General features: G+C 66.2%; 19 protein-coding genes. 15 read left to right on the top strand and 4 right to left on the bottom strand.

Annotation, left to right across the window (positions count from 1 at the left end):
• The first annotated feature begins 2 nt into the window (after positions 1-2).
• Positions 3-1751 carry a b(o/a)3-type cytochrome-c oxidase subunit 1 gene (locus tag ACAH01_RS15930; RefSeq protein WP_372480886.1) on the top strand — a complete coding sequence of 583 codons (1749 nt, stop codon included), beginning with the start codon at positions 3-5 and terminating at the stop codon, positions 1749-1751.
• A 27-nt stretch (positions 1752-1778) separates the two neighbouring features.
• Here ACAH01_RS15930 and ACAH01_RS15935 read toward each other — a convergent pair whose 3' ends face one another.
• A complete protein-coding gene (locus tag ACAH01_RS15935; protein ID WP_372480887.1) occupies positions 1779-2495 on the bottom strand; it encodes a helix-turn-helix domain-containing protein in 717 nt (238 codons plus the stop codon).
• A 109-nt stretch (positions 2496-2604) separates the two neighbouring features.
• Here ACAH01_RS15935 and ACAH01_RS15940 point away from each other — a divergent pair, with 109 nt between their 5' ends.
• On the top strand, positions 2605-2730 hold the full coding sequence (locus tag ACAH01_RS15940) for a hypothetical protein (RefSeq protein ID WP_018258893.1): 126 nt from the start codon (positions 2605-2607) through the stop codon (positions 2728-2730).
• A gap of 102 nt (positions 2731-2832) precedes the next feature.
• A complete protein-coding gene (locus ACAH01_RS15945) occupies positions 2833-4407 on the top strand; it encodes an FAD-binding domain-containing protein (protein WP_372480888.1) in 1575 nt (524 codons plus the stop codon).
• Positions 4408-4419: 12 nt separating this feature from the next.
• On the opposite strand, the gene ACAH01_RS15950 is transcribed toward ACAH01_RS15945, so the two are convergent.
• A complete protein-coding gene (locus tag ACAH01_RS15950; protein ID WP_372480889.1) occupies positions 4420-4623 on the bottom strand; it encodes a hypothetical protein in 204 nt (67 codons plus the stop codon).
• Between ACAH01_RS15950 and ACAH01_RS15955 the strand changes: the two genes are divergently transcribed.
• Positions 4622-5386 (top strand): hypothetical protein, encoded by a 765-nt coding sequence (locus tag ACAH01_RS15955; RefSeq protein WP_372480890.1) that lies wholly within the window; start codon positions 4622-4624, stop codon positions 5384-5386. The two genes, ACAH01_RS15950 and ACAH01_RS15955, sit on opposite strands and share 2 nt — an antisense overlap.
• Before the next feature lie 176 nt (positions 5387-5562).
• Here ACAH01_RS15955 and ACAH01_RS15960 read toward each other — a convergent pair whose 3' ends face one another.
• Both ACAH01_RS15960 and ACAH01_RS15965 read right to left on the bottom strand, forming a co-directional pair.
• Positions 5563-5889: a hypothetical protein gene (locus tag ACAH01_RS15960; protein ID WP_153555091.1), complete on the bottom strand. Its 327-nt coding sequence runs from the start codon at positions 5887-5889 to the stop codon at positions 5563-5565.
• Between the two features lies 1 nt (position 5890).
• Positions 5891-6238, bottom strand: a complete 348-nt coding sequence (locus tag ACAH01_RS15965; RefSeq protein WP_153555092.1) for a helix-turn-helix domain-containing protein — start codon at positions 6236-6238, stop codon at positions 5891-5893.
• 204 nt (positions 6239-6442) lie between these two features.
• Between ACAH01_RS15965 and ACAH01_RS15970 the strand changes: the two genes are divergently transcribed.
• The 11 genes from ACAH01_RS15970 (at position 6443) to ACAH01_RS16020 (ending at position 20418) form a co-directional block, all read left to right on the top strand.
• Positions 6443-7390: a hypothetical protein gene (locus ACAH01_RS15970; RefSeq protein ID WP_372480891.1), complete on the top strand. Its 948-nt coding sequence runs from the start codon at positions 6443-6445 to the stop codon at positions 7388-7390.
• Positions 7391-7737: 347 nt separating this feature from the next.
• Positions 7738-8178, top strand: coding sequence for a DUF302 domain-containing protein (locus ACAH01_RS15975; protein ID WP_372480892.1), 441 nt, complete (start codon positions 7738-7740; stop codon positions 8176-8178).
• Between the two features lies 1 nt (position 8179).
• Positions 8180-8740 carry a class I SAM-dependent methyltransferase gene (locus ACAH01_RS15980; protein WP_372480893.1) on the top strand — a complete coding sequence of 187 codons (561 nt, stop codon included), beginning with the start codon at positions 8180-8182 and terminating at the stop codon, positions 8738-8740.
• A gap of 352 nt (positions 8741-9092) precedes the next feature.
• Positions 9093-10196, top strand: coding sequence for a PQQ-binding-like beta-propeller repeat protein (locus tag ACAH01_RS15985; protein WP_372480894.1), 1104 nt, complete (start codon positions 9093-9095; stop codon positions 10194-10196).
• Positions 10197-10315: 119 nt separating this feature from the next.
• Complete coding sequence (locus ACAH01_RS15990) at positions 10316-11560, top strand: ABC transporter substrate-binding protein (protein ID WP_372480895.1); 1245 nt, start codon at positions 10316-10318, stop codon at positions 11558-11560.
• Between the two features lie 154 nt (positions 11561-11714).
• Positions 11715-13559 (top strand): IucA/IucC family siderophore biosynthesis protein, encoded by a 1845-nt coding sequence (locus ACAH01_RS15995; RefSeq protein ID WP_372480954.1) that lies wholly within the window; start codon positions 11715-11717, stop codon positions 13557-13559.
• Positions 13560-13772: 213 nt separating this feature from the next.
• On the top strand, positions 13773-15143 hold the full coding sequence (locus ACAH01_RS16000; protein WP_372480896.1) for a diaminobutyrate--2-oxoglutarate transaminase: 1371 nt from the start codon (positions 13773-13775) through the stop codon (positions 15141-15143).
• A complete protein-coding gene (locus tag ACAH01_RS16005; RefSeq protein ID WP_372480897.1) occupies positions 15140-16651 on the top strand; it encodes an aspartate aminotransferase family protein in 1512 nt (503 codons plus the stop codon). Before ACAH01_RS16000 ends, ACAH01_RS16005 begins: the two co-directional genes overlap by 4 nt.
• Positions 16648-18453 (top strand): IucA/IucC family siderophore biosynthesis protein, encoded by a 1806-nt coding sequence (locus tag ACAH01_RS16010; protein ID WP_372480898.1) that lies wholly within the window; start codon positions 16648-16650, stop codon positions 18451-18453. Before ACAH01_RS16005 ends, ACAH01_RS16010 begins: the two co-directional genes overlap by 4 nt.
• Positions 18450-19076: a GNAT family N-acetyltransferase gene (locus tag ACAH01_RS16015; RefSeq protein WP_170092868.1), complete on the top strand. Its 627-nt coding sequence runs from the start codon at positions 18450-18452 to the stop codon at positions 19074-19076. Before ACAH01_RS16010 ends, ACAH01_RS16015 begins: the two co-directional genes overlap by 4 nt.
• Positions 19069-20418, top strand: a complete 1350-nt coding sequence (locus tag ACAH01_RS16020) for a lysine N(6)-hydroxylase/L-ornithine N(5)-oxygenase family protein (RefSeq protein ID WP_372480899.1) — start codon at positions 19069-19071, stop codon at positions 20416-20418. The genes ACAH01_RS16015 and ACAH01_RS16020 overlap by 8 nt, the downstream gene beginning before the upstream one ends.
• The last annotated feature ends 4 nt before the right edge of the window (positions 20419-20422 follow it).

Below are 20422 nucleotides of genomic sequence, written 5' to 3' on the forward strand. Positions count from 1 at the left end.
CGATGGCACACGCACACGACGACCCGACCGGCGAGAACCGAGCACAGTCCGAGCTGACTGCCAGCAATCGCGTCGCCTTCGTCGACCAGTATCCCACCGCGGCACGCGTGACGCGGCTGTGCTTTGGCGTCTCGTTTACCGCCCTGTTGATCGGTGCGGTGCTCGGGATCGTCCAGGCGCTGCACCGGACGAACGTCTTCCGTGGCGTGATCCGCTCGGTCGACTACTACACGGTGCTGACCGGCCACGGCGTCTTGCTCGCGCTGTTCTTCACGATCTTCTTCCTCTCTGGGGTCTTCTCCTGGGGCGTCGCCCGGAGCCTCGGCCGCGACCTCCTCTCGCGGCGCTTCTCGCTGTTCTGGTTCGGGCTGCAACTCGCCGGTGCCGCCGGGGTCGCCCTGGCCATCTTCGGCGGCTTCGTCGGCGAGATCCCGTTCGAGGCAGACGTGCTCTACACCTTCTACGCGCCCCTGCAGGCCCATCCGCTGTTCTACGCCGGACTGGCGGCGTGGCTCGTCGGCACGTGGCTCGCGGGTGCCGACTGGATCCGCCTGTACCTCCACTGGCGGCGTGACAACGGCGGTGAGCGGATCCCACTCCAGACGTTCATGGTGTTGACGACGACGCTGATGTGGTACATCGCCACCATCGGGGTCGCCGTCGAGGTGCTCGTGTTCCTCCTGCCGCTCTCGCTGGGGCTGCTCGACAGCGTCGATCCGCTGCTCACTCGGACGCTGTTCTGGTACTTCGGCCACCCGGTCGTCTACTTCTGGCTCATGCCGGCGTACTTCGCGTGGTACACGATCCTGCCCAAGCTCGCCGGTGGCCGACTGTTCAGCGACCCGCTCGCACGCGTCGTGTTCGTCCTCTTCTTGATCCTCTCGACGCCCGTCGGGTTCCACCACCAGTACGCGGACCCCGGGATCGCGGAAGGGTTCAAGTTCGTCGCGATGACCAACACGATGTTCCTGTTGCTCCCGAGCTTCCTCACCGCGTTTACCGCCGTCGCGAGCATCGAGTACGGCGCGCGACAGCGCGGCGGGAAGGGCTACCTTCGCTGGATGACCGCCCTGCCGTGGTCGAATCCGGCCTTCGCCGGGTGTGCGCTCGCTGGCCTGATGTTCGCCGCGGGCGGGTTCTCCGGGATCGTCAACGCGGGCATGAACATCAACTCGCTGATCCACAACACGCTGTGGGTGCCGGGCCACTTCCACCTCACCGTCGGGACGGCCAGCGCGCTGACGATGATGGCGATCAGCTACTGGCTGTACCCACAGGTCACTGGCAAGCGCCTCCAGTTCTACGGCCTCGCACAGATCCAGCCCTACGTCTGGTTCATCGGGATGGCCCTGATGTCGAACGCGATGCACCGGGCGGGACTGGCCGGCGTCCCGCGCCGGACCGCCGAGCCACAGTACCAGCAGTTCTCCTTCGAGGCGGTCTTCGGATCGGTCCCGGAGATGCGACTGCAGATCGCAGCGGGGGCCATGCTGCTGACGATCGGTGCCCTGCTGTTCGTCACCGTGATGGTGGGCACCTGGCTCGCAGAGCGTGGCCGCGGACGGCTCCGCGTCGACAGTCACCTCCCCGAACCGATCTCCGGAGTCTCGGACAGCCCGCGCGTGCTGGACAACATGAAGCTGTGGGTCGTCGTGGCCGTCGTGCTCGTGGCCATTGCCTACGGCTTCCCGATCTACTCGATGCTGGCAGACGGGGCCTTCAATCCGGCTGTTCCGCCGGTCCCCGTCTGATCTGGGACCCTCTCGGCCGATCCGCCGTCACGTCGACGAGAGGAAGGCGTCGACCAGTTCCGCCTCGGCTCGCCTGAGTCGGTACGAGACGGTCGAGCGGGGCTCGTCGAGGCGCGACGCGACCGCTTCTAGCGTCGTTTCCCGCGGCGTCTCGTAGTACCCCATCTCCGCTGCGAGTTCGAGCACGCGGCGCTGTTCGGGGCGCAGCGACAGCGAAGCCAGCGGGTCCGTCGGGGGCGTCGTGACTGTTTCGAGGTGTTCGAACCGGAAGGTAATCTCCTCTCTGAGCTTCCCGCTGATCGTGTCGTAGAGCAGTCCGATCCGCTCGTCGGTCTGCATCAGGACGCGCCAGCGCTCTTCCGGCCCCCGGCGCGTGACTTCGATGAGCACCGCACCCGGCAGATAGCGGTTTGCGACCAGCGAGACGGAGTCACAGCTGTTCGCGTCGACGACGTGTGTGTACACCGTCGCCTGGCCGGCCGAGGACGCGAGCACCTCGCTGTGGCGATCGCCCCCACAGCGCTTGTCGCTGATCGAGAACCCGCCGTACTCGTCGCCCGTGAGCAGCCCGGCCGCTCGCTCGACGGACTCCGGGCCACCGCTGATCCGATCGAGCCGCCAGAACTCGCTGTCGGTCATCGGACAGATCAGCGTCGTCGAGTGCATCTCGGGAGCGTCGATGAACACGTCCATCACGGCGTCGGCCCCCTCCGCGTAGTTCAGTGTGAAGACGAACTCCCGCATCTAGCTGCACTGATTCCCCGAGGGGCCAGTCTCTTTCGGTCTCTCTGTCGACGGGTGGTTGTCCTGAGCCAACGGAGGATTCACGTAGTCGAGTCCCCGACGGTGAGGTATGAGCGATACGGGCACTGGTGAACAGTCGATGCCGTGGTTTCTCAAGACGATCATCCTCGTCGCGATTCTCGTAGTGCTTTTCATCGTCGCCATCGACCTGCTGACCTTCGCGGGCGCGCTGTAACGGCGGGCCGGGGTGGCCGCGTGCCGGCGTTTCCGTCGGCGTCGTCCCCGCGTCACTCACGGCATCGTCAGTTGCATTCGGCTCCAGTCCTGAGTGCCAGTGATGAGCGACGGGCCGACGGCGGTGACACCCGACGACGTGCCGACGACGACGAACGGCTGTGTCGTCTGGCACCGCCGCAATCTCCGGACGACGGACCACGGTGCGCTCTCGTACGCGAGCGAGGAGTACGACACCGTCTTGCCGCTGTTCGTCTTCGACCCACAGTTCTACGGTGACGACGGACTCGCCTGCGACGCCAGACTCCAGTACCTCCACGAGTCCGTCGAGAGTCTCTGTCGACTGTACGAGGCCGTCGGGGGGACGCTCAGCTACGCCCACGGTGATCCGCTGTCGGTGCTCTCGACTCTGGCAGCGGCCGGCTGGGACGTCGTCGCGACGGCCGACCCGACCGCACGCTACGGCCGCCAGCGAGACGACCGGGCCGCAGCACACTGCGACGTACGCTTCGTCGACAGTGACGGGCTGGTTCGTGACCAGGCGTGGCCGCGTGAGGGGTGGAGCGACCGCGTCGAGGCGTGGTTCGAGTCGTCCCCGTACTGCTGGGACCCCGACGACGTTTCGTTCGCCTCGCTGCCGGAGACGGTGTCAGTCGCCGATATCGAGCGTACGTACGACGTCCACTCGGCGAAGACGACGGTCCCTCCCGGCGGCCGAGCGGCGGGAGCCAGACGACTCCGACAGTTCGTCGCAGACATCGAGCAGTATCCCGGCACCATCTCCGCGCCGACGGACGCACGGACCGGTACGAGCGGGCTCTCGCCGTCCCTCCGGTTCGGATCGCTGTCGGTACGCGAAGTCTACCAGTACGTGATGGACAACGCACCGTCGTGTGCCGGCCGAGAGATGTTCGTCTCCCGACTCTACTGGAACAAGCACTACCACCAGAAACTGGAAGACTGGAGCGGCTGGACGACGACGGCGGTCAACCCCGCAATGCGCGACTGTCGAGCGGAGTCACACGACCCGGAGCTGGTGACCGCCTGGAAGCAGGGTACCACCGGCTTTCCCATGGTCGACGCGTCCATGCGGTGTCTCGTCGAGACCGGGTGGCTCAACTTCCGGATGCGAGCGATGTGTGCCAGCGTCTTCGCCGACCTGTTCCAGCAACCCTGGCAGATCGGCGCGGACTTCTATCACTACCACCTGATCGACGCCGATCCGGCGATAAACTACACCCAGTGGCAGTCACAGGCCGGCACAGTCGGGACGAACCTCATGCGCATCTACAACCCGATCAAACAGGTGCGTGACAACGATCCCGACGGCACGTTCGTCTCGACGTACGTTCCGGAACTGGCCCCACTCCCGACCGAGCATCTCCCACGCCCCGAAAAGACCCCGCTCCACGTTCAGGAAGCGTGTGGCGTCGAGATCGGCACCGACTACCCGTACCCGGTCGTCGAGTACGAGGCCGCCAGACAGCGCGCGATCGAACGCTACGAACGTCTCGAACCGGCCGCCCGTCAGGCCCTCGAAGAGCCGGGGGTCGCTCGGCGAGCGTCACTGTCCTCGCAGCCACGGCCTCCGGACGGGTCGGACGACACCTCGACGGCGACCGACGAGAGCCCACAGCAGCGCGGCCTGGACGCGTACACGGAGACGGACCGGGAGTGATACTGCCGGCTGTCACTTCGTGACGAGCTTCGCCACCCCGGGGTGGCGAAATCGGTCACAGATGTACAGCCGGTAGTATGAGCGACAGAGCCAGTTCGGCCAGCACGTCGGCGTGTGGACGGTCGGGGACGACTTGACGCCGTCTCCAGCGACGGTTTTCTGGCTCGGAAAAAGAGCGTCCGGGGTTATGTCGTCGGGCGTCTTCTGCCCATCCATGGGTGTCCTCCAAGCACTCCAACGTACGCCCGGCGCACTCAAGCGTGCCCCTGGGCTGTTGGTCCCCCAACTGATCGTGTTCGTCCTGTTGCTCCCCCAGTTGCTGTTGCAGTCGGCAGCGCCGCTCCTCTCCTCGCTGGTCTCGCTGGGCGTCTCCGGCATCTTCCTCGTCGTGACGCCCTTCATCCAGGGTGGGATGTTCGGCATGGCCGACGAGGCACTGCGAGGCCGTAGTTCGCTGTCGCGATTCTTCGCCGACGGGAAGTCGAACTACGTGCAGTTGCTGATCGCCTACGTCCTCCTACTGGTCGTCAACGGCGTGCTCGGCGTCGTCGCCGTGTTTGCTGGCGTCGGCGCGTTGCTAGGCCGCGACCCCACCGGACTGGTGCTCCTCGCCGTCGTCGCCGTCGTCGGCCTCCTGTATCTCCTCGTGACGTTCTTCGTCCAGTTCTACGGACAAGCCATCGTCGTCGACGGGGAGTCTGCGATCGCTGCGTTCGCGCGGAGCTACCGCGTCGTCCGGGCGAACCTGCTCGGAACGATCGGCTATCTGGCGATCGCGGTGCTCGTCGGCGGCGTGGCGGGCGGGCTCTACGGCGGCCTGTCGGTGCTGGCGATGCCCGACGCCGCGGCGTACGGCTTGCCGGCACTCTCGACCCCGCTGCTCGTCGTCGTCGGCCTCCTGGCAGCGGTCGTCGGGAGCCTCGTCTCGGCGTTCTCGTTGACGTTCTCCGTCGCGGTCTACGACGAGTTCACCGCCTGATACTGCCGGCAGTGACGCCGTCACGGGTCTGCCACTTCGAGTGGTCATCCGCTCCTCGGGCAGATCCACGCAGAGGTGCAGTCTCCTTCTGACAGCAAAGCTACCTCTCCGGATAACTGCCCCTGACAGCGTTCGAATCTGTGACAGCCATCGTGTCGGCTCTCCACGCCGCCGAGTCAGGTACGGCGGTACAGAGAGTAGAGGATGGTGACGAGGCCGACGACCTCGATCGTCCTGGTGAGAATCGGGACGTAGTAGCTGTAGACGATCGGCCCGAAGCCGAGGACAGTCCCGGCGGACGTGACGACCAACGAGACAACGAAGGGGACGACCGTGAGCAAGACCAGTCCGACCGCGAGCAACAGCATCGGCTGGCTGTCGTTGCGGCGGTACCCACGATACGCCTGGAACACGATCGCGAAGCTGAGCACCAGGCCAAGCAGCGTCACCGCCAGTAACGCGAGGTAGTGTACGTACAGTCCCGTGCTGCCGGTTTGTATCATGTTAGATCCCCTCCCAGAGGTTGGTAAAGCGGTCGGCGGGGTCCTCGGGTTCGCCTGCGTCGATGGTCACCGAGAGCTCTCCCTCGTCGAGTTCGACGGTGAGTCGATCGAGACACGCCTCGAAGACACTGTAGTGGTGGCCGTTCTGTCGCACTTTCGTCTGTTCGACGAGCAGGTCACACTCGACGAGCCGTTCGGTCCGCCGGTAGATCGTCGGCAAGGACGCGTCACATCGGTCGCTCAACGCTTTAGCTGACATCGGTTCGACACTCGTCTGAGTAAGGATCTCCCGTGCGTACTCGTCGTCGAGGAGTGCGAAGATATCCTCGTCGGCGGGACCCTCACTCACGGTCGGCCCTTCTGGACGGACCAAGTAATAGCTACCACTTCTTTTCCGGGTCGGAAAATCGGGTTGCGTTCATACTGCCGGTCGTCCGTCTGTGACGCTCTCGCCACGCTGGACGGATCTGTGTCGGATACGCTCCCGTCAGTCGACTTCGCCGACACGGGGACACTCCGTAGAATTGAACTCAGGAGGTGACAAATCCCACGTATGGCCCTCCACGTTCGACAGACGATCACCGGTGGTCTCGCACGTGCGCTCTCGCGAAACGGTGCTCTCCTCGTGGCGACGTTCTTCGCTGCGAGCCTCCTCCAGGGCGCGTTCATGTGGGTGCTGGCGACGACGTACATTCCCCTCGGCACGAGCGGAGCGATGACACCGGCCGGCGCGCCGGCACCCGGGACGGCGCTCCCAGCGTTGGCGTCGGCGGGCGCTGCGCTGCTGGGTGGACTCACCGGCGGGATACTCACGGTCCCCATCCAGGTCGTCGCCGTTCGTGCGCTCGTCGACGACGGGCGCGACCACATCCCCGAACAGCTTGTCTTTCGGTCCCTCGGCTGGGCGACGCTGCGGCTGTTCGTCGCCTCCCTGTTGAAGATGGTTGCCGTGTTCGTCCTGACGATACTCAGTATGATCGCCGTCTTTCTGGCGGCGATCGGGGTTTTCCTGGTGCTACCGGAATCACTACAGACGACAGTCGTCGGTTCGTGGTACGTGCCGCTGCTCCTGGTCCCAGCCTTCCTGCTGGCCGCCCTTCCGGTCGCTGTCGTCGTCGTGGTGTTCGCTTTCGTCGACCACGAAATCGTCGTCCGGGACGCGTCGGTCCCGTCGGCGTTCGTTCGGAGCTGGCGCGTCGTCGCCGGCAACCGACTGCGACTGGGGTTCGCACTCGTCGTTCCCTACGCGGTGAACATGGTCTTCAGCCTGCTCTTCGGACAGCTCACGCCCGACGTGACGTTCCAGTCGCCGATGTTCCTGGCCAGCCAGGCGATCTTCTCGCTGGAGTCTGCGGTGGTCTCGATCGTCGTCCTCGGTATCACGGTTCAGGCGTGGGTCCAGCTGACGGGTGTCGACGGCCCGCTCGAAGCGTACTGGAACGCGAGCGACACGGAGTCGAGTCCGGCTCCAGACGGCGCGGCGACGGACGCGATCGAGTGACCGCGGCTCCGTTCTCGACGGTATCCGAGGAATTTCGGCAACGCCTCGATCAGTTACGACACTGAGACATCGAAACGAGCGCCCGACGAACGTGACCGACTTCTCGGATAGATTTTCACAGATGCTACAATATTGCCGCCGGATGCAGTCGACCTTCTCCGACAGCTATCACGCTGTATTGTCGTACCGTCGAAACGTCGCTGTCGTCTCGTTCGGTTGTGTGGAAAAAGCGGCCAACACCGTCGCGCTTCCCGGCGTCACCTCGTTCGTCGTCGCCGCTCTCGCTCGCCGCGGCGCGAGGTCGACGCCGAAAGAGTTTTTCTGAGTGGGCCCAATATTCCACAGGAATGATGCTCCCTATCGACCCGACACAGATCGACCCCGACGACATCGGCGAGGCCCAGACGACGCTGGAGATGGACCACGAAGACGCCGTCGAACACGTCCGCGAGGTGTTCACGGCTGCGGGCTTCGGCATTCCGGTCGAGTTCTCGCCGTCGGAGATGCTCAACGAGAAGGTCGACGCGGACCGGGACCCCTACTACGTCCTCGGTGCCTGCAACCCGGCCGTCGCGGATCGAGTGCTCGACGCGACCGACAACCGACTGGGCGCGCTCATGCCCTGCAACGTCGTCGTCTGGGAGGAAGCGCCCGGCCGACAGCGCGTCTACCACGTCTCGATCATGCGTCTCGCGCGCCTGGTCGGCATGGCTCCCGACGACGACGTGATGGCCGACATCGTCGCCGACACCGGAGAGATGGTCGACGAAGCCTTCGAGAACCTCTGAGATGGGGTTTCACACCTTCGACGCCGCGCGGGCGGACAAGCTGGAGGACGCGGCCCGCCGGTACCGCGCGCTCTCTGCCGAGGAACTGCTCTGGGCGCTGTCGCTGGACGGCGACGACGTGATCGCGGACCTCGGCAGCGGGACCGGCTTCTACACCGACGACGCTGCTGCCATCGCCGACACGGTGTATGCCGTCGACGTACAGAGCGAGATGCACGACTACTACCGGGAGAAGGGCGTTCCAGACAACGTCGAACTGGTGACCAGCGGCGTCGCCGACCTCCCGCTGGCGACCGACGCTCTCGACGCCGCGTTCTCGACGATGACGTACCACGAATTCGCGGACGAGGCTGCCCTCACGGAGATCGCGCGAGTGCTGACCGGCGGCGGGCGACTCGTCGTCGCCGACTGGGCGGCCAGTGGCAGCGGCGACGCCGGTCCGCCCCTCGACGAGCGCTTTACCGCGTCGCAGACGACCGACGCACTCCGAGACGCCGGCTTCACCATCGAACACGACGCCGTTCGCCCGGAGACGTTCCTCGTGATCGCCACGAGACAGTAGGCCGCCATTCTTTCCAGTAGCTATTTTCGAACAGCCCAACACGTGCCCAGTGATGTCGCCTCCATCCCGCCGTGATGCCCTCCGACTCGCCGGTCTCGCCGGTGTGAGTGCACTCGCTGGCTGTCGTTCGGTGACGCCGTGGAGCGGACCGAACGAACAACCGCCACGATCGGTCGGTACGTCCTGGTCGCCGTCGGCTGAGACGTGGCGCTTTCCCCACGGCGACCTTCGAAACACGGCGAGTTCTCCTCACGGAGTACAGACCGCTCCGAGCGTCGCCTGGCAGGATTCTTTCGACGGCGGCCGCTCGACGACACCAACCGGTGCTATCGTCGCTGCAACGCCGGAGCGGGTGATTACCGCACGGCGGTTCGGTAGCGAGGTCCAACTGCACGCCGAAGACGCGACCGACGGCACGCGTCGGTGGAGCCGATGGATCGTCTATCCACCCGACGGTCGGACGCCGACGTTCGGCGGTCTCGTCGATGGAACCGTCTACGTGACCGACGGCGGCACCGACGTCGTCGCCGTCGATGCGAGTGACGGCACAGTTCGCTGGCGTCGCTCGCTCTACGACCGCGTCGCCGACAGCGTTCCCGACAAATACCTCTCTGTCGCTGGTTCACCGGCGGAATTTGCAGCCCGCGCACTGGCGACGCCGGAGATCGTGTACGTCCAGAGCAGCTACGGCGTCCACGGAATCGCGCCCCGCGACGGAACCGAGCAGTGGCGGTTGTACCTGGGCGCACACCACGACGCCGACGCGCTCGAAGAACCTCGTGGGCTGGCAGTGACTGATCGACGAATCTGGGCGGTTTACGGTGGCACCGTCCAGTCGCTGTTCACCATCGAGCTGTCGGACGGGCAACCCGAGATCGAGCGGGTCTCCTCGCCGCTGCAGTTTCCGTCGAGGCCAGTGGTGCCCGGATATCGGGATGCCGTCTTCACGCACGATATCGTGTGGGCGTCGAAGCCACAGGAGACGTTAGCAGTCGGGACGACCGACGAGGGGGCCGAGTGGGAGTTTCCCGGACACACGGGTTCGGGCGGGGTGGCGTACTCGTCGCTGGCGACCGACGGCGAGCGGGTTTTCGTCTGTGTGAGTCACGAACAGCAGGATCGATTGCTCGTGTTCGCCTTGCACGCGTCGACGGGCAAACTGGACTGGCTCTTCCGTGAGCCGCTGGCCGATCGAGACGCATCTCCGAGTGATAGTGGGGAATTCAGGCTCTGCCGGCCCGCCGTGACCGGTGACTGTCTCGTCGTGGGATATGGGACCCTCCCGGAGACAGCGGCGGGGCGGGGCGAAATCGTCGCGATTTCGCGGACAGACGGGCGCGTCTGCTGGCGAACCTCTCTCCGGCTCGCGCCGCGTTCGGTGTCGATGACCAGCGCTCGACTCTTCGTCACGGGTCGACAGGGGGGCGTCGTCGCTCTCACCGAAGAGACCGGATAGCCGTTCCAGGTACCCGGAGTCACCGTACGGCGCTGCCACGTTTGCCAGCTGTTGTGAGCAGCTTTTAGGCTGGACTAAAAACCGAAAGTCATTTATTACTTTAGGCTGGGCTAAAATCTATGGCAAGAGACGATGGAGACGAGCCACGACCGACGCGAAGAAAATGCATAGCGTACGGCACTACGCTGCTGGCCACCGGCTCGCTGGCCGGGTGTTCCGCACTTTCGGGCCAGGAGGCCGAGTCGACCGAGACGGAGACCCAGACCGGGCCGTCCTACTCGGGGACGATCGAACCCGTCGGCGAACGCAGTCTGGCGTCAGAACCCGAACGTATCGTGGGCGGGTGGGGGTTCGAGGAAGACGTACTGACTGCCCTGGGCATGGCCGACAAGCTCGTCGCCGCCGAGGGCAACCAGTTCTGGTTCACCGGGTTCTACGACCAGCTGCCCGGCGTCGACGTGCCGGACCCGGCGTCACTGGATCTGGTCCGGACCGAGGACTGGTCGCTCAAGACGGAGTACCTGTACGAACTCGATCCCGATCTGTTCGCTACCGACCCGAACCGGTTCATCTCGTACTACGGTGCCGACGAGGCCGACATCTCCGAGATCGAGGATTCGATCGCACCGTTCTTCGGCAACGCCAGCCGCCGCAAGCGCGGGGACGACTGGCCGACCTGGCCCGGTGACGAGTCCTACGCCTACTACGACATCCCCGAGTTCGTCAGCCGGTACGGCGACCTGTTCGGCAAGTCCGAGACGGCGGCGGCGATCAACGACCTCTACCGGTCGGCGATGGAAGACATGCGGTCGCGCGTCCCGCCCGAGTCCGAGCGCCCGAGCGTCGGGCTGCTCAACGCACAGATCAATCCCGACACAGAGGGGTCGTTCCACGCGTACAACCCGAAGACCGAGATCGACAAGGCGTACGGAAAGAAGCAGTACCGAGACCTCGGTGTCGTCGACGCCTTCGAGGGCGAGTACGGCGGTCAGTCTGGGATCGAAGTCGACTACGAGACGTTGCTCGACGCCGACCCCGACGTGATCGTCTTCCACTTCGGCGTCAACTACCGCGACTGGAACGACGAGAACGCGCTCCGGAAGACGGTCGAAGGGATGCGCGACAGCCGACTGGGACAGGAACTTACCGCCGTTCAGGACGACGAGCTGTACGTCGGCGGCTCGGCGTATCAGGGCCCGATCATCAACCTCTTCCAGACCGAGATGCTGGGTAAACAGCTCTATTCCGACGAGTTCGGCGAGTGGCCGGGCGAGGTCACCGCCGCCGAGCTGCCGACGATCCCCGAGGACGAACAGCTGTTCGACCGCGAGGCGCTCGCAGCGGCCGTCACCGGGTCGAACTGACCTCTGATTACGCGGTCTTTTCGCTGTCTCGTTGCACCGGTCTCTTCGGCGTTCCAGTCGCCCGAAACCACCGGATGACAACCCGATAGACGAGATCGAGGGGAACACTTATTACGTTTTAGGCTAGCCTAAAGATCAACGGGTGACATCCTACATGAGAGACGAGGCCAGTCGTGGCGTCTCGAGTACAGCGGTCGAGCGGCTCCGGACGACCCTGCAGACGGACCGCTGGCAGAGCGCCGATCGCGCGTTGCTCGCGAAGATGCTCGCGGAGTTCACCTACGAGCAACTCCTCGACCCCCAGGAGTACGCCGTCGACGGCGACTGGCGCGTCTATCGCGTCCCGCTGGGCGACACCACCTACGAATTCCGGGCACAGGAGCGGGTCTTCGACAGCTACCGCGTCGATCCGTCGTCGATACGGAAACGCGTCGGCGACGGTGCGTGGACGGCGGCGAGCGACGCCATCCAGTTCCTGCTCGACGCCCGCGAGACGCTGGGCATCGACGATCAGACGGCGAGTTACCTCGTCCGGGAGTACAACAACACGCTCCTGGCGGACACACACATCGATGCCGACGACGACGCCGCGGACAGTATCCTGGATCTCGACGCGAGAGAGATCGAAGGGGAGATGCGGGGCCATCCGTGGTTCACAGTCAACAAGGGACGTATCGGCTTCGACTACGAGGACTACCTCCGGTACGCGCCGGAGAACCAGCGTCCCCAGTCACTGCAGTGGGTCGCCGTTCGCCGATCCGAGGCGACGTTCGCGAGCGTCGACGGACTCGATTACGACGGGCTGATGGAGACACACCTCGGCGACCACGTCGGGGAGTTCGAACGGCTCGTCTCGAAGCAGGGTCTCGAACCTTCCGAGTACTACCTCATGCCCGTCCACGAGTGGCAGTGGCGAGACACGCTTGCCCAGCTGTTCGCGCCCGCGATCGCGGCCGACGAGATCGTGCCACTGGGGGCCGGTCCCGACACGTACCTCCCCCAGCAGTCGATCCGGACCCTGACCAACCGTTCGGACCCGACGAAACCACACGTCAAGCTCCCGATGCGGATACTGAACACGATCGTGTATCGCGGTCTGCCGGGCGAGCAAGCGCTGGCCGCGCCCCGCGTGACGGCGGCGGTCAAAGCGATTCGCGATCGGGACCCGTTTCTCAGTGACGAGTGCGATCTCGTGCTCCCCGGCGAGATCGCGAGCATCAACTACGAGCACCCACAGTTTTCGCAGCTCTCCGGCGCACCCTACCAGTACCAGGAGCTGCTGGGCGCGGTCTGGCGCGAGAGCGTCCAGTCGCTCACGGCGGCGTCCGAGCAGGCGGTGCCACTCTCCGCGCTGTTCCACCGCGACGTCGACGGCTCGCCGATCGTCTCCGAGTTCGCCTCCCGGGCGGGGCTCTCGCTGTCGGCCTGGATCGACGAGTTCCTCGACGTGCTCTTCGAGCCGTTGCTGCACTACCTGTACAAGTACGGGCTGGTGTTCATGCCACACGGGACGAACGTCCTCGTCATCCACCGGGACGGACGCCCGGTCCGGATCGCGGTCAAGGACTACGTCGACGAGATCGCGCTGAGCGAAGAGCGCCTCCCCGAGGCGTCCGTGATCCCCGACGACCTGTACGACCATCCCGACATCCTCCACCAGAAGGGGCCGGAGGCGCTGTGTCAGCACATCTTCGGGACCGTGTTCATCTGTGTCCTCCGGTACGTCTCCGACCTCCTCGAACGGGAAACCGGCTACGAGGAGACGACCTTCTGGCGGCAGGTCCGGGACAGCATCGAGCGGTACCAGTCGGCACACCCGGAACTGGAGGGGCGCTTCGAGCGCTTCGATCTGTTCGAACCCGAGTTCACGCGCCTCTGTCTGAACCGCGGCCGCCTGACCGATTACGGGTACACCGACGATCCCGAGCCACCGGGGGTGACTGCCCACGGGACGGTGACGAACACGCTCGCCGAGCTGGGCGACGATCGGCACGACTGATACTGCCGGCTGTCACTGTTTCAAGAGAGTCGCGACCACGGGGCCGCGAGATTCTTCAGAATATCTCGAATTTCTAGAGTTTTTCTGCGAACTTTTACTAGAAATCTAACTATTACCAGTAGCTTTTTGTTTTTAGGTGTGCCTAAAACAATCGATGACGAGCTATCACACGCTGTCCGGAGGGGCGGCTTTCCGGACCGGAGGTGATCGTGAGTGAACTACGCTGACGCGACGGCCGACCAGTTGCTCGCCCAGCAGTCAGATCGCGAATCGAGCGCACGGACCTATCCGCGATATCTTCCGCTGGCGATCGAGAGCGCCTCGGGACTGACCGTCGTCGACGTCGACGGCGACGAGTACTACGACTGCCTCGCGGGGGCGGGGACGCTCGCGCTCGGACACAACCACCCAGCCGTCGTCGAGGAGATGGAGCGCGTGCTCGCTGACGGGCGAGCAATCCACACGCTGGACATCACGACGCCGGAGAAAGAGCGGTTCGTCGACACGCTGTTCGACTGTCTCCCCGACGAGCTGACAGACACCGCGAAGGTCCAGTTCTGTAGCCCCGCCGGGACCGACGCGGTGGAGGCGGCACTGAAGCTCGTCAGGACGGCCACCGGAAACCGGCCGATCCTCGGCTTCCAGGGCGGCTATCACGGGATGACCGGCGAGGCGTTGAGCCTCATGGGCAACACCGGGCCCAAAGAGCCCCTGCCCGGACTGTCCTCGGCCGTCCACCACCTCCCGTACCCCTACACGTACCGGTGTCCGTTCGGAGCGGGCGGTGACGAGTGCTGGCGCACCAGCGCCCGGTACGTCGAACGCGTGCTCGACGATCCCGCCAGCGGCGTCGTCTCGCCGGCCGGGATGATCTTCGAGTCGGTCCAGGGCGAAGGGGGGTCCGTTCCCGCGCCGGTCCCGTGGCTGCGCGAGATCCGGCGTCTCACCGACGAGCACGACGTGCCGCTGATCGCCGACGAGATCCAGACCGGGCTCGGTCGTACCGGAGAGCTGTTCGGCTTCGAACACGCCGACATCGTCCCCGACGTCGTCACCGTCTCGAAGGCCGTCGGCGGCGGGCTCCCGCTCGCGGTCGTCGTCTACGACGAGGAACTCGACGAGTGGGAACCGGGAGCACACGCGGGGACGTTCCGTGGCAACCAGCTCGCGATGGCGGCGGGGACGGTGACGATGCGACACGTTCTCGACAACGACCTCGACGAACACGCCGCGGCGATGGGCGAGCGGCTCCGAGAGCAGCTCGCAGACACCGCTACGATCAGCCAGGCGGTCGGGGACGTTCGGGGACGGGGGCTCATGCTGGGCGTCGAGTTCGTCGATCCGGCCGGCGAGCCCGGCCCGCAGGGCCAGTATCCGCCCGACGGTGACCTCGCAGAGCGCGTCCAGGCCGAGGCGTTCGATCGCGGACTCATCATCGAGACCGGCGGGCGCGACGGCGCGACCGCTCGATTCCTCCCGCCGCTGGTCGTCTCCCCGAGACAGGTCGACGACATCGCCGAGCTGTTCCACCGCAGCGTTCGCGCGGCGATCGACGCCGACGAACGCGCGGAGGTGCTCGCATGAGCGGCGGCGCTCCCGACGCGACCGAGGGCCTGGACCAGCCGCCGGTCGACGACGCGTTCCTCGGGAGCGACGACGGGAACCGCGCGTACGCGGCTGCGGCCGACGCGGCGACGCGCGCCGTGGTGACCGCGACCGACCGCGCGACGCCGTACTCCGGCGCTGCCCCCGACACGCTCCGCGAGCGGTTCGCGGAACGGCGTGTCCTCCCCGAGCGTGGACAGTCGGTCGAAGCGACGCTCGGCGAGATCACAGACGAGGTGCTCTCGTCCGTCGTCGGCGTCTTCGACCCGGACTGTGTCGCTCACCTCCAGTGCCCGCCGACGATCCCCGGACTCGCGGCCGAAGCGCTCGTCGCGGGGACGAACCAGTCGATGGACTCCTTCGACCAGGCCCCAGCGCCCTCCGTCTGCGAGGAGCGGGTCGTCGACGCGCTCTGTGACCGCCTGTCCTTCCCTGCCGGCGCTGACGGCGTGTTCACGAGCGGCGGTACCCAGTCGAACCTCCAGGGCCTGCTCTTGGCCCGGGAGTGGTTCTGTCGGGAGCGACTGAACTGTGACGTACAGACCGAGGGACTCCCCGCCGACGCCGACGACCTCCGGGTCGTCACCTCCGAGGCGGCTCACTTCACCGCGGCCCAGGCCACGGCACAGCTGGGTCTCGGCGAGGACGCCGTCGTCGAGGTCCCGACCGACGACGGTTACCGGATGGACCCGGACGCACTGGACGCGACCCTCGCGGATCTCAGCGCGGAGGGGTGCCGACCGTTCGCGCTGTTCGGGACCGCGGGGACGACCGACCACGGTGCCGTCGACCCGCTCCCGGCACTCGCCGACCGCGCGGCCGAGCACGACCTCTGGTTCCACGTCGACGCTGCCTACGGCGGCGCACTGCTGCTCTCCGACCGCGAGCGGTCGACCCTCGACGGCATCGAGCGGGCGGACTCCGCTGCGGTCGACTTCCACAAGCTGTTCTACCAGCCGATCAGCTGTGGGGCTTTTCTGCTCCGAGACGGCAACCAGTTCCGGCTACAGGACCGCAACGCAGCGTATCTCAACCCCGAAGCCGACGACGATGCGGGCGTCCCGAACCTCGTCGGGAAGTCCCTCCAGACGACCCGCCGGTTCGACGCCCTGAAACCGTACGTGACGTTCCGGACGCTGGGACGCGAGCGCCTCGCCGACTGGGTCGAGTACGTCGTCGACCTCGCGACCGCTGTCGGCGACGACGTTCGTGACCACCCCGAACTCGAACTGGTGTGTGAGCCGCAACTGAGCACCGTCCTGTTTCGCTACCGGCCCGAGGAGGGCGACCCGGACGAGATCAACCCGGCCATCCGCGATCGGCTGCTCCGAGCGGGGCGGGCAGTGATCGCCCGCACCGAGGTCGACGGAAGGGCGACGCTCAAGTTCACCCTGCTGAACCCGCGGGCGACGCGCTCGTCGCTCCGTGCGCTGCTCGCATCGGTCGTCGAACACGGCACCGAGATCGAACGAGAGAGATCGACATGACGCGACTGACACGACACCACGACGACTCGGCGCGCGAGATCGCGCGCCACGCCACGACGCACAGCTTCCTGAACTGCTACTGCCACGAGACCGCCAGTGGGGAGTTTCGACCCGGCGAGGAGACGCCGATCGACGCCGAGGGGCTCGTCCTGTACTGTCCGCTCGAAGCCCAGGGCATCGATCTGTACGCCCCGGTCGTACACCGCTCGCCGACCGGTCGGCACCTCTTCGAGACGCCGGTGCAGTACCGCGTCGAGGGGACGAACCACGACTGTGACTACCTCACGCTCGCGACGCTCCTGACCAAGGAACTCGAACTGACGCGCGGGGGCGACGCCGATCGGGACGAGCTGCTGGCCCGGGTCGTTTCGAGCTGTCGGGCGACAGCGCGGTTCGTCGACGCCCGCCGGGGCGACGACGCGCTCACCGATCCCGAGGCGACGTTCCGCGAGGCCGAGCAGTCGCTGGTGTTTGGCCACCTCATGCATCCGACCCCCAAGAGCCGGCGCGGGATGGGTCGGGACGGGCCACGCTACGCGCCCGAACTCGGGACGAGCTTCTCGCTTCACTACGTCAGCGCCGATTCGGCCGTCGTCGATCAGGACTCCACGCGCGAGCACAGCGCCGCCGAGTGGGTCGCATCGGCGCTCCGAGACGATCCGACCGTCGCCGACGAGGTCGTCGACCGCCACGTCGACGACGGGCGCGTCCTCCTCCCGCTTCACCCCTGGCAGGCCCAGTACCTGCTCGACCGGGAGCCCGCACGGCGCTTGCTCGACGACGGGCGTCTCGAATCGCTCGGACCGATCGGCCGCGAGTTCGCACCGACCTCCTCGGTGCGGACGCTGTACGCGCCCGAGTCGCCGTTCATGGTCAAGGGCTCGCTGGCGGTCAAGATCACGAACGCCGAGCGGACGAACAAGCGCCCGGAGCTGGACCGCGGCGTCGCGATCTCGGAACTGCTCGACACCGAACTCAGGGACGCGATCGACGACCGATTTCCCGCGTTCGACGTGATTCGAGACCCCGCTTACCTGACCGTCCAGAGCGAGAGCGCCGAGTCGGGGTTCGAGGTCGTCCTCCGAGAGAATCCGTTCGCTCCGTCGGGCCGGCGGCGGGCGACGCCGGTCGCGGCGCTGTGTCAGGACGGCATCGCGGGACCGTCCCGCCTGGAGCGGGTCGTTCGCGACATCGCACAGCGAACGGGACACAGCCCCGACGCGGTGAGCGTCGACTGGTTCGAGCAGTATCTGGAGACGGCGATCAGACCGGTCCTCTGGCTGTTCCTCGAGTGGGGGCTCGGACTGGAGGCCCACCAGCAGAACACGGTCCTGACCCTCGACGACGACGGCTACCCGGACCGTGCCTTCTACCGGGACAACCAGGGGTACTACTTCCCGGAGGGTGCCTACGATCGGATCGACGCCGTCTGTCCCGGCGTCGGCCAGCGGGCCGACACGATCTGCCCGGACGCCGTCGCCGACGAGCGGATCCGCTACTACGTCGTCCTGAACAACGCCTTCGGCGTGATCAACGCCTTCGGCACCGCCGGCCTCGTGGACGAACGGCGACTCCTCGAAGTCCTGCGCGATCACCTCTCGTCGCTCCGGCAGTTCGACCGGCCGTCCTCGTCGATACTCGACCCGCTCCTCGAATCCGAGACCGTCCCGCGCAAGGCGAACCTGCTCACGCGGTTCCGCGGGCTCGACGAACTCGACGCCCCCTCGCTCGACGACCAGTCGGTGTACGCTGCCGTCCCCAATCCGCTGGTCGAGACGTTCCCACCGGCGGTGATGCGATGACCGCGCCCGCGACGTCCGTCGCTCGCGACGACAGCTTCCGGGTCCACGACGAGACGATCGACCGGACGGTCGCCTTCCGGCCGGTCTCGCTGTCCGAGGATCTCGGCCGACTGCACGCGTGGCTCAACGCCGACCACGTCCAGCCGTTCTGGGACCTCGCAGAACCGCTGTCGGTGTTTCGCGAGACGATGGCGGAGAAGCTGGCGACCGAGGGCGTGGGCTGTTACGTCGGCTCCGTCGATCACGTCCCGATGAGCTACTGGGAGTGTTACTGGGCAGCAGACGACGAGGTCGGCGAGCACTTCGACGCGAACCCGACAGACCAGGGGCTCCACCTCCTCGTCGGCCCGCCGGAGTTCGTCGGACAGGGGCTGGCCGTCCCGCTCGTCAGAGCGATGCTGCGCTTTCAGTTCACACACGCCGAGACCGACCGGATCGTCGTCGAGCCCGACGTTCGCAACGAGGTCGTCAGACACGTGTTCAGGCGCTGTGGGTTCGAACCGGTCCGGGAGATCGCCATGGCCGAGAAAGACGCGATGCTCATGTACTGCCACCGCGAGCCCTTCGAGGAGACGATCTGGCCCGACGGCCACGCGGCGGGGGAGGTGAGAGCGAATGACTGAGACCGACCGTGGCCACGTCGACGTCCTCGGTGTGGGACTCGGCCCGTTCAACCTCGGGCTCGCGGCCCTGCTCGCGGACACGGACGTCGAGGCAGCGTTTCTCGAACAGGCGTCAGCCTTCGCCTGGCACGAGGGGATGCTCATCGAGGGAGCGACCCTCGAAGTGCCGTTCCTCGCGGATCTGGTCACGCTCGCCGATCCGACCAGCGAGTACAGCTACCTCAACTACCTGCGCGAGAACGACCGGATCTACGAGTTCTACTTCTACGAGACGTTCCAGGTGCCCCGTCGGGAGTACGACGCCTACCTCGGCTGGGTCGCGGATCGACTCGACAGCTGTCGGTTCGGCCGCCGAGTCACGAGCGTCACCGAGACCGACTCGGGCTTCCGGGTCGAAGCCGTCGATCCGGAAACCGGCGAGCGGTACGCGTTCACTGCCGACGACCTCGTCGTCGGCGTCGGCTCACGGCCCTACGTTCCAGAACAGTTCCGCGACTGCCTGGGCGACGCCGTCTTCCACACCGCACAGTACCGCGACCGCCGCGACGGCGCTCTCGACAGCGACGCGATCGCCGTCGTCGGCTCCGGCCAGAGCGCCGCCGAGGTCGTCCTGGACCTGCTCGAACGACAGGCCGATTACGGCTACCGCCTCGACTGGCTCACCCGCTCGGACGGCTTCTTCCCGATGGAGTACTCGAAGATCGGGCTGCAACACTTCACTCCGGAGTACACGCGGTACTTCTCGGACCTGGATCAGGAGACCAGAGACGAGACACTCTCAGACCAGGACCTCCTGTACAAGGGGATCGACGTGCAGACGAGCGCTCGGATCTACGACACGCTGTACGAGCGGTCCATCGGTTCGGGCGAGCCCGACTTCGGGATGCTCGCGACGACCGCCGTCGAAGATATCGAGGCGACCGACGACGGGTACTGCCTCGCGTGCCACCAGACCCAGCAGGACGAGCGATTCGTCCACGAGGCGGCGACGGTCGTCCTCGGGACTGGCTACCACCGGCCGACGCCGTCGTTCCTGGGACCGCTGGAAGACGCGCTCGAACGCGATCCGAAAGGGCGGCTCCGCATCACCGAGGAGTACCGCGTCGAGAGCGACTGTGCGGGGCGGCTGTTCGTCCAGAACGCCGGAGTACACACCCACGGCGTCGGCACCCCGGATCTGGGGCTGGGCTGTTACCGCAACGCCGTCATCGTCGAGCAACTCACCGGCCGCGAGGTGTATCCGATCGACGAGGACACCGTCTTCCAGGATTTCGCCGTCGAACGGTTCGTCGACGACGCCCCGGCGAGGCGAGCCCGCGAGCCCGCCCGCTCCGACGACTGACCGG

The sequence above is a fragment of the Halomicrobium sp. HM KBTZ05 genome (assembly GCF_041530035.1).
Lineage (GTDB): Archaea > Halobacteriota > Halobacteria > Halobacteriales > Haloarculaceae > Halomicrobium.